General features: G+C 70.4%; 11 protein-coding genes. 6 read left to right on the top strand and 5 right to left on the bottom strand.

What is annotated here, in order from left to right; genetic code table 11:
- Window positions 1-17 precede the first annotated feature (17 nt).
- Window positions 18-1,985: a RecQ family ATP-dependent DNA helicase gene (locus WMF44_RS48575; RefSeq protein ID WP_437296852.1), complete on the bottom strand. Its 1,968-nt coding sequence runs from the start codon at window positions 1,983-1,985 to the stop codon at window positions 18-20.
- Window positions 1,986-2,084: 99 nt separating this feature from the next.
- Window positions 2,085-2,657 (bottom strand): hypothetical protein, encoded by a 573-nt coding sequence (locus tag WMF44_RS48580; protein WP_437296853.1) that lies wholly within the window; start codon window positions 2,655-2,657, stop codon window positions 2,085-2,087.
- Window positions 2,658-2,953: 296 nt separating this feature from the next.
- Between WMF44_RS48580 and WMF44_RS48585 the strand changes: the two genes are divergently transcribed.
- The gene (locus WMF44_RS48585) at window positions 2,954-3,919 is read left to right on the top strand and encodes an NAD(P)-dependent alcohol dehydrogenase (protein WP_437296854.1); all 966 of its coding nucleotides are present in this window, start codon (window positions 2,954-2,956) and stop codon (window positions 3,917-3,919) included.
- A gap of 285 nt (window positions 3,920-4,204) precedes the next feature.
- Here the strand turns inward: WMF44_RS48585 and WMF44_RS48590 are convergent, their stop codons facing one another.
- Window positions 4,205-4,702: a hypothetical protein gene (locus tag WMF44_RS48590; RefSeq protein ID WP_437296855.1), complete on the bottom strand. Its 498-nt coding sequence runs from the start codon at window positions 4,700-4,702 to the stop codon at window positions 4,205-4,207.
- Between the two features lie 170 nt (window positions 4,703-4,872).
- Here WMF44_RS48590 and WMF44_RS48595 point away from each other — a divergent pair, with 170 nt between their 5' ends.
- The 4 genes from WMF44_RS48595 (at window position 4,873) to WMF44_RS48610 (ending at window position 8,272) form a co-directional block, all read left to right on the top strand.
- Window positions 4,873-5,349: a hypothetical protein gene (locus WMF44_RS48595; protein WP_437296856.1), complete on the top strand. Its 477-nt coding sequence runs from the start codon at window positions 4,873-4,875 to the stop codon at window positions 5,347-5,349.
- 19 nt (window positions 5,350-5,368) lie between these two features.
- Complete coding sequence (locus WMF44_RS48600) at window positions 5,369-5,674, top strand: hypothetical protein (RefSeq protein ID WP_437296857.1); 306 nt, start codon at window positions 5,369-5,371, stop codon at window positions 5,672-5,674.
- Between the two features lie 94 nt (window positions 5,675-5,768).
- Window positions 5,769-7,061, top strand: a complete 1,293-nt coding sequence (locus WMF44_RS48605; RefSeq protein WP_437296858.1) for a trypsin-like serine protease — start codon at window positions 5,769-5,771, stop codon at window positions 7,059-7,061.
- 98 nt (window positions 7,062-7,159) lie between these two features.
- On the top strand, window positions 7,160-8,272 hold the full coding sequence (locus WMF44_RS48610) for an ABC transporter substrate-binding protein (RefSeq protein WP_437296859.1): 1,113 nt from the start codon (window positions 7,160-7,162) through the stop codon (window positions 8,270-8,272).
- A gap of 89 nt (window positions 8,273-8,361) precedes the next feature.
- Here the strand turns inward: WMF44_RS48610 and WMF44_RS48615 are convergent, their stop codons facing one another.
- On the bottom strand, window positions 8,362-9,213 hold the full coding sequence (locus WMF44_RS48615) for a ketopantoate reductase family protein (protein WP_437296860.1): 852 nt from the start codon (window positions 9,211-9,213) through the stop codon (window positions 8,362-8,364).
- Window positions 9,214-9,505: 292 nt separating this feature from the next.
- Here WMF44_RS48615 and WMF44_RS48620 point away from each other — a divergent pair, with 292 nt between their 5' ends.
- Window positions 9,506-10,081, top strand: a complete 576-nt coding sequence (locus WMF44_RS48620) for a TetR family transcriptional regulator (RefSeq protein WP_437296861.1) — start codon at window positions 9,506-9,508, stop codon at window positions 10,079-10,081.
- Between the two features lie 112 nt (window positions 10,082-10,193).
- Here WMF44_RS48620 and WMF44_RS48625 read toward each other — a convergent pair whose 3' ends face one another.
- A complete protein-coding gene (locus WMF44_RS48625) occupies window positions 10,194-12,629 on the bottom strand; it encodes a hypothetical protein (protein ID WP_437296862.1) in 2,436 nt (811 codons plus the stop codon).
- Window positions 12,630-12,633: the final 4 nt, after the last annotated feature.

Genomic DNA, 12,633 nt, shown 5'->3' on the forward strand with positions numbered 1-12,633 from the left:
GGCAGAGCTGGCCTCGGTCAGGTCGCCGCTGCGGCGCCGGCGAGGCGGGGGAGCCCGGCGCACCAGTCGAGCACCTCGGCGAACCGGCGCGTGATGAGGACGCCGAAGAGCGGATCGCGCGCGAGCTTGGCCTGGGTGGTCGCCGGGCTCGAGAGGCCGCAGAGGAAACGCGCCGCCTGGCGAGGATGGCCCAGGGCGCCCGCGTGCGCCGCGCGCAGGGCCGTGAACGCGGCGACGTCGAGCCCCACCGGCATGGGCGGCGCGTGCGCCGGCTCCGGCAGCGTCACGGCGACGCCGGCGCGGCAGAAGGTGCAGCGCCCGCACGCGGCGTCGAGGCGCTCGCCGAAGTACGCGGCGAGCGCGGCGGCGTGACAGCGCTCCGAGGTGAGCAGCTCGATCACCTGCCGCACGCGCCCGATCTCGGCGTCCTCGCGCCTCGCGAAGCGCGCGAGGAGCTCGCCGACGAGGGCGCCCGCGTCGTCCGTCGAGGCGACGCGCACGAAGCGGTGCCGGATGTCCGACACCTTGAGCTCCGCGAGCCCCTGCCGCTCGAGGTACTCGAGCGCGCGCACCACCCGCTCGCGCGGCTGCTCCAGCGCGGCGGCGGCGGCGGCCGGGTCGATCGCGTACAGGACTCGCCCCTTCTTCGCATGGCCGAAGAGCGCCTCGAGGAACCGCGCCGGCTCGCCCTTCACCGACGCGATGACCTCCTCGAGCCTGCGGTGGAGCCGCACCTCGTAGCCGGCGTAGTACGGCGTGAGCTGCCGGACCGCGCCCATCAGCTCGAGGTAGGTCAGCGCGGTGCGGAGCACGAGCGGCCGGACGTCGTGGCGCGTTCCCAGCGCGTGCAGGCCGAGCTCCACCTGGGGCGCGGCGAGCACGGCGCCGACCACCCCGTGGAGCGCGTCCTCGGTCGGCGTGTCGCCGTAGGCGAAGTTCTCGAGGACCGGCAGATCGTCGCCGCACACGAAGACCTCGACCACCGAGCGCGCCTGATCCCTGCCGGCGCGGCCGATCTCCTGACTGTAACTCTCGAGGCTCTTCGGGAGATTGTAATGGTCGACATAACGCACGTCGGGCTTGTCGATCCCCATCCCGAACGCAATGGTGGCGACCACGATGCCGCGGTCGCTCTGCATCCAGTCGTCCTGCACGCGCGCGCGCTCCGCCGCCTCCATCCCGGCGTGGTACGCGCGCGCCGGCAGCCCCGCAGAAGCGAGCTCCTCGGCCACGTGCTCGGCGGTCTTCTGGAGCGTGACATAGACGATGGTGGAGCCGGGCGGCCGGGATCGCAGGCGCTCGATCAGGACCCGGTCGCGCGCGGTCGCGCTCACCGCCGTCGCGCGGAGCTCGAGGTTCGGCCGGTAGAAGCCGGTGATGACCGTGTGCTCCTCGCGGATGCCGAAGGTGGCGCAGACGTCGCGCACGACCCCGGGCGTCGCCGTGGCCGTCAACGCGAGCACGCGCGGCACGCCGAGCGCCCGGGCGGTGTCCGCGAGCCTCAGGTAGTCGGGGCGGAAGTTGTGTCCCCACTCGGAGATGCAGTGGGCCTCGTCCACCGCGAAGATGGCGATCTTGAGCTCTTTCAGAAGCGCCATGAACCGCTCGCTCACGAACCGCTCGGGGGCGACATAGAGCAGCTTCGTCTTGCCCGAGCGCAGATCCCTGTGCGCCTCCGCCGCGTCGTCGGCTGACAGCGACGAGTCGAGCCGGACCGCGGCGATGCCGCGCGCGCTGAGGAAATCGATCTGATCCTTCATCAGCGCGATCAGCGGAGAGATGACGATCGTGACCCCGTCGAGCAGGAGCGCGGGGAGCTGGTAGCAGAGCGATTTGCCGCCGCCTGTCGGGAAGACCGCGAGCGCGCTGTGGCCCGAGAGCAAGGCATCCATGACCGCGCGCTGGCCCGGGCGGAGCTCGCGGAAGCCGAACCGCGCCTCGAGGACGTCGAGCAGATCGGGGCCGGATGGTGTGGGCTGGTTCAAGGGGGCATCCTACACCTCGCTCGCGCCGAGGAACACAGCGACAAGCCCGGGTCAGTGAGCGGCTCTCCCGCGGAACCGACATCACCGACATCACCGATATCAGCCCACGCGGCGCTCGTCTCGCCGGCCTGGAGCCCTCGGCACGACGCTCGGCCATGTGAAGGCGAGCTCACCGCCCACCGGCAGCTGGTTCCACAAAGGCGCCAGCTCTTCGAGCCGGACGACGACGCGATCGACTCGCCGGGCATCTTCGCCCGAGAGCGACGCGCGCGGCGCGGGCCGCGAGGCATCCGGGCGCTGCCCCTGGCGGCGCCTCCAGATCAGGTCGCAGGCGGCGGCGAGGCGCTCCGACGTGACCATGTCGTGCTGCCTGCCCTCGTCCGCGTTGCGAAGCGATGTCTCCCGGCGCAGCTGCTTGCGCCGCTCGCGCGCCCGTTCGCGCGGGCTCCGGTCGCCCGGCGCGGCCGAGATAAAGGTGCCGCCGCCGCTCGCGGCACGACCGAAGACGCCCGACGTCAAGCCGAGCTCGGCCTCCACGACGTAGTGGACGAGGTCGTGCGGAATGTGGTCGTCGAACCCAGGCGCCGGATCCATCGCCTGGGGCTGCTTGCCGGCGACCTCCACGACGACGGCGTACCGCCGCTCGCCGGTGCGTCGAAAGATAACGTCCATGATGAGAGAACAGGATAGCACCTTCGCGTCCGAAGACAACCTGCGACCTTATCCTGGTGACGTTCATGGCGGCGATGGGTCCCGTCGCGACGGACGGCGCACTTCGGTATTGATCAGAAGCCTGCCAATCTACCGCGCCTCTGCAAACGGCCTCGACGCGTCAGCCGAAGCACGGCTAGAACGGCAAACCTGATCGATGTTCTGGAGCGCCGAGGCCGGGAGCACGACCGCGGGCGGCTTGGCTGCCCACGATGAGCATCATGGACACGCTCAGCTACGTCCGGTATCACTAACCCATGAGAGCCGCCCGACGGGAACGGTATGGCACACCGGAAGTCATCCGGATCGAAGACGTGGCAGTGCCCACGCCGGCCGATGACCAGCTGCTGGTTCGGGTCCACGCAGCCACGGTGAACCGCACCGACCTCGCGTTGCTCTCGGCTCACCCGTTCATCATGCGGTTCGTGACCGGTCTTCGCAGGCCGAGGACCAGGACGCTCGGTATCGACTTCGCGGGGCGGGTGGAGGCGGTCGGCGCGAGCGTCAGCGGGTTTGCGGTCGGCGACGATGTCTGGGGGATCAACGACCTCGGGGTCGGGTCTCACGCGGAGTACCTCGTCATCTCTGGAGATGACTCGGTCGCGCGCATGCCCACCGGCCTGAGCTTCGAAGAGGCCGCAGCCTCGCTGGAGGGCGCCTGGTATGCTCACAGCATCCTCGAGCGAGCGGCCTTCGAGAAGGGGCGACGCGCGCTGATCAACGGGGCTACCGGGGCGATCGGATCCGCGCTCCTGCAGATGTGCGTGTACCGGGGCGCCACCGTGACCGCGGTGGGGAACACCAGGAACCTGGAGTTATTGAGGTCGCTGGGGGCCGACAGGGTCATCAACTACGAGGAAGCGGACTTCACCCGGGACGAGCAGGCTTATGACTACGTGTTCGACACGGTCGGAAAGAGCACGTTTGGCGCCTGCAAGCGCTTGTTGACCCCGAGGGGCGTGTACGTCTCCTCGGAGCCCGGACCTGGCTGGCAGAATCCAATCCTGGCGCTGATCACGCCCGCGCTCGGCCGACAGCGGGTCGTGTTCCCGATACCCGTCGACCGAAAGGCGTTTCTGGCGGTGATGGGCCGGCTCGTTGCCGAGCGCCACGTTCGGCCCGTCATTGACCGTACCGTGACCCTGGATGCGATCCAGGAGGCCTATGCCTACGTCGCGTCCGGACAAAAGACGGGGAACGTGGTGCTGAAGCTCATCCCGTGAGAGGCCTTCGTTCGGTCCAGGCTAGCTGACCGCTCCGGTGCCACCGGCAGCCCGAGCAGGCGACCGATCGTCTCGTGAACGACCCGGGCCGCCATCTCATCAATGGCGGTGATTCCCGTAGCTTTTTCGATGTTCTGGAGCGCCGAGCACGTCGTTCAAGCGAGAAATTAGCCGCCAAGGCGCCACGAGACGCCATGAGACTAATACAAATATCTTGGCGTCTCATGGCGCCTTGGCGGTTCGAAATTTCTGCGATTTTCAGGCGATTTCAGCCTGTTGGTCGCACTAGCTGCGGGGCGCTTCACCGCGTGTCGAGCGCGGCCCAAAGATTTCGGCGTGCGCCAGGTCGTAGTCCGGATCGCCGACCCGCTCGTTATCGAACGCCAGATCGAACCACGCCTCTCGGTCTACCCAGCTTGGCCCCAGATCAAAGCGTTTGAAGTACGCGATTCGATCATCGAGAGAAAGCGCCCTGAAATGCGCGAGGAACGCTTTCATGCACGCAGCCCCGTCCTGCGTATGCCAGAAGAAGCTGTCCTTCTCGGCGTAGACGAGGAAGTCGACGCCCCGCGCGTCGAGCTCCCGCCGATCGAACTGGAGAGGGAAATGGTAGCAGAGCCACGGCGCGAGAGGCTCGGCCGCACGCTTGGAGAACTCTCGTTCAGCAATGAGCGTTAGAAGCTCACGCTTGTATTCATCTAGGTATTCTCGGAACGCCTCCGCGCCTCTCCCCTTCGCCTGCGGGTCGCCTTTCGAACGCCTCTCTCTCTTGAACCAAGACATGGTTTCTCGTTGTCTGTCCTAGGCTGGGTTCAGGCTGGTCGCTTGCGCCACTCGGGCAGCTGCGCCTCGTGCGAGCCCCTCGCGGAGAAGGGGCTCGCCGAGCTCCCCGCTCGGAGAGCGCGGCCGCTTTTCTGACACGAGGGGCGGGAAATCGCCCGTATCCTGTCGGCATGCACTGCCCCACGTGCGGCCGCTCGAACCCGGAGGCCCATGTCTTCTGCCCGGGCTGCGGCGCCCGGCTCCCCCGCGCCGCGAGCGCGCCCGTCGCGGCTCCCGTCACCGAGCCCCACGCCGCGAGCGCGCCGGCGGAGCGCTCCCTCGAGGAGCGGGTGGGGCGGCTCGAGCGCGAGGTCCAGGCGCTGCTCGAGCGGCGATCCGCGTCGATGCGCGACGAGCTCCGCTGCCCCGCGTGCGGCGCGAGGAAGATCCTCCACGCGCCCAAGGTCCTGGACGCGGACGCCAACGGGGGGAGCGAGCTCGCCATCGCGCAGCCGAGCATCTGGAGGAGCCGGAGGGTCGGCAAGCTCGAGGCGTACATCTGCGCGGGCTGCATGCTGGTCGAGTGGCACGTGAAGGACCTCGAGGGGCTCGACGAGCACGTGTCGGCGCTCGATGGTGAGGCGCCGCGGCAGGGACCGTATCGTTGATCGATCGCGTCCGCCGGAGGTGACGTCCGAGGGGGTCAAGGCGTCGCTGGTGGCTGCCGGCGCGCGCGAGGTGCGGCGCGATGCCGCCTCGTTGTTCCACGCCTCGAACGCGGCTGTTCCAGATCGTCGCCTGGCGCTGCTCCGGGTAGCGCAGCATACTCTGGACGCGATTCTTGAGCCGTCGCGGGCGGATTTCGTACGCACGCCTCCGGGCCTGCCGCTCCGGCTGCCCCTTCATCGGTTTCAGCACGGTGCCCCCATGGGCCTGCTTGGAGACGCCGTCGCCGAGCCTGGCACGACGCAATCACAAGCCCCGTCGCTCTGATCGCTTCTGATGGCTGACGAGCGCTGGCTCCTGGCGGAGGCCGACTCCGTCGGCGCGAACGATCGTCTGAACAGAATCATGATGTGGAGGCAGAATGAAGAAGAGAGAACTTGGTCATCAGCTTGGTCTCGTGGTGTGCGCGGGCGCAGCGCTCGGCCTCTCCACGGGCTGCTCGATTGAAGGCGCGTCCGACGAGACGCTCGATGCATTGGGGTCGCATTCGTCCGCGATCATCGGCGGCGAGCTCGCCGAGGCGAGCCCCTGGGCCGTGCAGCTCTACGACGTGCGGAGCACGGGCGACTTCTACCAGTGCACAGGCACCCTCGTCGCGGCGCGCTGGGTGCTCACCGCGCAGCACTGCATCGCGGACGAGGGCGAGACGTCGGCCGTGCGCGTCGGCAGCAACACGTACGGCAGCGGTCAGCGCATCGAGGTCGACGCCGTCGAGGTGCCCTCGGCCGCGGCCGACATCGCGCTGCTCCACCTGACCGAGGACGCCGATGGCCCGTTCGTCCAGCTCGCCGGGGCGACGTCGACCTGGATCGGCAGCGACGCGACGGCCTACGGCTGGGGGAGCGAGGGCACGCCGCTGGTGATGGCGCCGTCGCTCAAGAAGGCGACCATCAACATCAACGGCTGGCACTCCGTCGAGGAGCTCAAGGCGAACGGCGTGACGGGCGCGGGCTGGAGCGGCGACTCCGGTGGCCCGTGGTTCGTCGACGGGTATCAGGTCGCCGTGTTCTCGGCCACGAACGGGCAGAACGGCTCGAACCTGCACGCGACGGTCACCGGCGTCGACGTGGCGCGCCACCGCGCCTGGATCGACGCCACCATCGCCGGCGGCCCCACCGTCCACCCCAGCAACCAGGTCGTGCTCTACGATCTCTCGAACTTCTCCGGCATCTCGCAGGGCCTCGGGATCGGCCACCACAACCTCTCGGACTTGACGGTCATCGGCGACAACCGCGCGAGCGCCATCAAGGTCCCCGCCGGGCTCCGGGTCACGGCCTTCATCCACCACAACTTCGGGGGCGAGGTGCGCATCTTCACCTCGGACACGGACCTCTTGGCCGCGGGCTTCAACGACGCGATCTCGAGCATCGTCGTCTCGAACGCCTCGGACCCGCAGCTCGACGTCGTCACCTTCTACAAGAACGCCAACTACTCGGGCGACTCGATGATCTACGGCGTCGGCTCCAGCTACTTTATCAGCAGCCCATGGGACCAGGCGGTCAGCTCCGTCCGCGTCCCCCCCGGCTTCCGGGTGACGCTCTACGACGGGCTCTGGCGGTACTCGGCCGAGGAGCGCGTCTTCACGGCAGACGCGAACCTCGCCGCCCACAACTTCGACGACAAGGCCCGGAGCTACCTCGTCGAGCGCTTGTAGGAGCGAGCGCGCGGAATGGATGGACCCGTGCTATCGGGCCTTGCTACTCTGCGTTGCAGGTATGGTGTAACGAATCGTTACACGGGTGACGCCAACGCATGACTACGCCACTGTCGCCACCTGGAGCGGAGCGGACCGACGGATCATCCGTCAAGCTCGGCGCTCTCGTTCCGCTGAGTCGGCCCGGCTGGGTCGAGGCAGGCCGGCACTTGCTCGCTGGACTCGAGCTGGCCGTTCGCGAGATCAATGACGCCGGCGGGATCGCCGGAAGACCCCTCGAGCTGGTGGTCCGAGACACCGCGGCCGATCCACAGAGGGCCGCGGCGGCCGTCGATGAGCTGGCTCGCCTGGGCGTGGCTGCCTTGGCGGGGGAGTATCACAGCGTCGTCGCTCGCGCCGCTGCCGCCAGGGCCGACGCCCTCGGCCTGCCGTTCCTCTGCTCGTCAGCGGTCCTCGACGCGCTCACCGAACAGCCGACGGAATGGGTCGCGCGCCTCGCCCCGGCGCAGTCCCACGGCTGGCGGATCTACGCGGACTTCCTCCTCGGCGCGGGCCACAGGCGCATCGCCGTAGCAGCCGATTCGAGCGTCTACTGGGCGTCTGGGGCCCGCGTTCTGCGGGACCACCTCGCTCCACGCGGCGGCACCGTCATCGAGCTCGACATGCGCGCGCTCACCCCCGCGGCCGTGTGCGACGAGCTCGCCGGCAATCGCGCGACAGCCCTCCTTCTTCTGGTCGGCTACCCGGAGCCGGCGGTGTCGATCGTCAAGTCTGTCCGCCGCGACCAGCGCCTCGCCGAGATCATGATGGGTGCTCCGGCCGGGCAGCCGGAGTTCGCCGGATGGGCGGCGTTGCTGGGCGGCGACAGCGCCGCGATCCCGTTCTTGCGCTACCTGCCCGAGCGCCTCAGCCCGCTCGGCGCCCGAGTCGAGACGGCCCTGCGCGAGCGGCTGGCCGAAGCGCCCTCCTTCGTCGCCTTCGAGGGCTACGACACGGTCGCCGTCCTCACCGATGTGCTGCGTTCTCACGGCGCGGACCGGGCGCGCACCGCCGGATCCTGGGCGCGCGTCGCGGTCGAAGGCACCCGCGGGCAGATCCGGTTCTCCCGCGCACCAGGCATCAGCGTCTGGCAGTGGGCTTGGCCGCCGGTCCAGGTCGTCGATCGAGATCCGGCGGAGCCCGATCGCTTTCGGATCCTTCACGCCGGCTGAGAGAGCACGCAGCTCCGCCTGCCGGAGGCGCCGCTCGAAGCTCGAGAGCGAGCAGTCCAGAGGGGCTCGCTGCCTTCTCCTTCAGGGGTTCAGGGGCGGATGGCGAGCAGCGTCGGCGTTTGACCTGGCGCCGCGGCGGCCATCGCGTCGATCAGCGCGCGCGGCTCGCCAGGCCCGACGGCGCCCGTCTTGCGGACGGCGCCGACCCTGCTGAGCCCCCACAGGAGCGCGGCCGCCGCCGGCGTGGGCAGGCGGCTCAGCGTCACCATCGGCTCCGGCGTGATGGTGTTTCCGAGGTGGCGCACCAAGCGGAGCCCTTCCTCCATGGCGCGCGCGAGGCGCATCGCCTCTGCCCACGACACGCCTGCGTTCCGCGCGTGCGCCGTGACGATAGCCACCATCGCCGGCGCGACGAGCGCCGCGTGCGTGCGCAGCCAGCTCTCCATGTCGGCGTGCACGACGGCGGGAATGCCGGCGTCCGTGAAGACCTTCGCCCACGCCGCGTCCGTCACCGTGGTGACCATGCCTCGGGTGACGACCTTCGACGTCAGCTGGCCGTCCTCGAGGGTCGCCAGGATCGCAGGGAAGCCGAAGGCGAAGCGCGCCGGGCCCACCGCCTCTCGGAGGCGGCCCAGCGGCTCGAAGGTGTTGAACATGAACATCACGGCCTTCGCCGCGCTCTCGGCCAGCGCAGGGAGCACGGCGTCGACCTGGAACGCGAGCACCGTCACGAGCACCAGATCCCACGCCGTCGTCGCGTCGAGCGCGGCGCTCACGCGCACCGCCGCGCGCTCGCCCGAGGCGCTCACGATCGCCTCGTCCCGCCGCAGCTGCTCCAGCCGCTCTCCGCGGGCGATCACCGTCACCTCGTGCCCCGCGCGCGCGAGCTGAAAGGCAAAGGTGCTTCCAATCCTACCGGCGCCGACAATGGCAATCTTCATGCGTTACTCCGTGGCTCCTGTGGAAAGATCTGTTCTCTGCGCGCCGTTGTCGTCACCGCGCCGCGGCCGGCAGCGCCCTGGCGCTCCGGCAACGCCCGCGCCTGCAATCTCGACACCGCGCGGCGCCATCGTCATCGTCATCGTCATCGTCATCGATGGCGCGCGCGCATCGGCGTTAAACCAACTGGATGGTTTAAATCTAGGGAGCGGCCTTGGCCGTGTCAACTGGGCGAGGCGGCGGCGCGCTCTCCTTGCCGCGCGCCACGGCGTGTGCTCCATGAAGGAGCCACCCATGCGCTACGATTCGGCGGCGACCAAGAAGAGGCTCCTCGACGCTGCGCTCGACGAGTTCGCCGAGCGAGGGCTGGCCGGCGCGCGCGTGGACCGCATCGCGGAGCGGGCCTCGGCGAACAAGCAGGCGATCTACGCCTATTTCGGCTCCAAGGAGGGCCTGTTCCGCAGCGTGCTCGACGAGCGGTGCCAGATCGCGTTCGACGCCGTGCCCTTCGACCCGTCGGACCTGCCGGCCTTCGTCGCAGGCGTCTTCGATCACCTGGTCGAGAATCCGAAGAGCGTGCGGATGATGATGTGGAGGCAGCTCGAGCTCCCCGACGAGGCGCAGCACGACGTCGCGACCGCCAAGGTGCAGGAGCTCGCCGCGGCCTACGACCTCGGGGCGACACCGAAGCTGTGCGCCGAGGACCTGTTCGTCCTCCTCCTCGGGCTGTCGATGTCCTGGTTCAGCTTCGCGCCAAACCAGCCGGTCGCGAAGGGATCGGCGGCGGAGCAGCGGCTGCACGCCTTCAGGCGCTCGCTGGTCACGGCGGTCGACGCGGTCGTGAAGGCGATGGCGACGAAGAAGCGGTAGCTGGTCCGTGCCGGGCCCGGGCGCCATCCGCCGCCGAGGATGCCGCCGGCGCGCTGCCAGTCGAGGCGCGCGCGCGGCAGGCGACAACGGCAGCATGCGAGCACCGGGGCGCTCAGGGGAACCACGCGGCGACCCGCACCACCTCGTGCGCCGCGCCGGCCAGGCCGTCGTCGCCCGCGAGGGCGGCGATGAGCGGCGCGAGCTTCACGAGGGTCACGCCGTCGCCTGCGAGCGCGGCACCGCGGTATTCGCCTGCGAGCGCGTCGAGCAGGAGGCCGATGGCGGCGACGGCCCCTTCGGCCGGAAAATGGCGGGCCAGCGGGACCAGGTCGAGCAGGCGGCTCGGCTCGTCGGCGCCGAAGCGCAGGGCCAGTGGGAGGGCCTGACGCGTGAACTCGGGGGCGTGCGCGGGATCGTGGCGCGCCAGGATGCCGAGGGCGGTCAGGCGGCCACCGTCGCTGAGCAGCGCGACCTCGGCGAGGAGCGCGTCGCTGTGGCCCGTCGCCGCGAACCAGGGGCAGACGTCGAAGAGCATCCAGCCGCGCTCGCGCGGCTCGGCCTGCTGGATGGCCTCGTCGATCCGCGCCAGCAGCCGCGCCGGCTCCGCGGCGAAGGGGAGGCTCCGGGCCAGCGCACGCACGCGCGCCTCGACTGGCAGCGCCTCGAGCAGGTCCTCGGCGGGATCGCCCAGCGCCCGGAGGCGCGGGATCAGGCTCTCGAGGAGCTCGGCGGCGCGCTCGCCGAATTGGGGTGCGAGCGCTGCGGCGCGGCGGGCCTCCGGGGCGTCGAGGAACGGCACGAGCTCCGCGAGAGTCCGTTGCATCAGCAGGTCGTACGGGTTGACGTGCTGCTCCACCGCGGCGAAGGCGGCGCGTACGCGCTCGGGATCGCCGAGGCCGCGCGCGAGCGCGGCGAGCGCTCGCGCCCGCGCGGGCCCAGGCAGCGCCTCCGCGTCGGGCCAGAGCGCCTCGGCGACCGCACGCGGGTAGCGGTCGGCGAACAGGTCGAGATCGCCAGGATCTCCGCCGCTGTCACGGAGGACGGCGAGCGCCTCGCGCACGACGGCGATCCCTTCCTCTTGAGGCAACCACTTCGCCACGAAGAGCATCTGGCGCGCTCGCTCCTCCGCGTTCTCCGTGGTCCGATACGCGGCGAGCGCTTCCCGCGCGAACGCGTATCCCGCCTCGCCCCCGACGACGTCGGCGAGGCTCAGGAGGACATCCCCGCGGAACTCGACGTCCGTGGTGTGCCGTGCGGCGTCCGTGGCCCACGCGAGCACCTCGGCGCGCGCCGGGCCGGCCGTCATCGCCGCGCCGAGCGCGGTGAGCGCCCTGGCCTGATCTCGCTCGTCCGCGATCGGCGCCTTCCGAGCGAACGGCTCGACGCCCACCGGGGCACCGTGGTCTTTGCGGCGGGCGCACTGGTTCACGCTCGCCTCGACAAGGGCCGCGCGCACCGCGAGGGCCGTTGCCTCGTGACTCATTGGAAGCGGCTCGATGGCGTGGCGGCGCACGCGCTCGAGGTCGGCGACGAAGCCGAGGTAGGCCTCGGGCCGGGCCATCCAGCGGGCGAGGTGCTCCTCGGTGACCAGCGCGGCGAATGCCTGGAGCGGCGCGGCGGCGTGTTCCAGGTGGGCGCGCGCGTAGGCGCACGGATAGCCGGCCGGCGGGAGCGATAGTAGACGGCGGCGTGACGCGTCCCGCGTGTCGTGGTCGAGGTGCGCCTCTACGTCGCGGCGGGCCGCGTTCGAGCGGAACGCGTACGTGCCCTTGATGACCGTGACAAGCGGCTCGATCCCGGCGAGGGCACCCTCGATGTGGGCCCCGAGGGCGGTCGTGATCTCGTCGTCGCGAAGTCGGCCGTAGGCGACCGAGAGCAGGCCGAGGAGCTTGGCTGATGCGGCGCCTGCGGTCTCGAGGAACTCCGCGGGGTCGCCCGGCACAGGCCAGGGCCGCACCGGCAGCGGATGGATCCGCGTGCGCGCCAGATCGAAGCCGAGGCGCGAGATCCACGCGCGGGCTGTGGCGTCGTCGCCCTCGACGGTGGCGAGCACCTTGACGCGGGGACCCACGGCGGAGAACAGCGCTGGCCAGGAGACGAGCGGTTCCGCCTCCTCGACGTCGGTGATCGCGAGCAGCAGCGACGGCTCGCCCTCTGTCGGCCCCACGCGCAGATGCTCTTCCGCGATCCGCGTGCGCAATAGCCGAGGTGGGCCGCCCACATAATCGGCGCGCAGCCGCGAGGTGAGCAGCGCGACCAGGTCGCGCTCGAGCCTGAGATCAGGCCCGATCGGCACGAGCTGCGCAGCGTAGGCGGTGCCTTGCTGCTGCGCACGGACGAGGTGGGCGGCCACGACCGCGCGCCGGCTCGGGCGCGGGCCGTGCAAGATCGCACAGGGCAGGTCCGGCTCGTCGAGCCATCGGCCGAGCGCGGCCAGCGCGGTGTGCTCCTCGGTGTCGAGCTTGGTGCGCGACGCCTCGCGCCAGGCGCAGCGGAAGGCGCGCTCGACGGGCGCGGGGGCGGGGATCCGGGGCGGGGGGGTTGTCATCGCA

Origin of the sequence: Sorangium sp. So ce426 (assembly GCF_051475585.1) — a bacterium.
Taxonomy (GTDB): domain Bacteria; phylum Myxococcota_A; class Polyangia; order Polyangiales; family Polyangiaceae; genus Sorangium; species Sorangium cellulosum_B.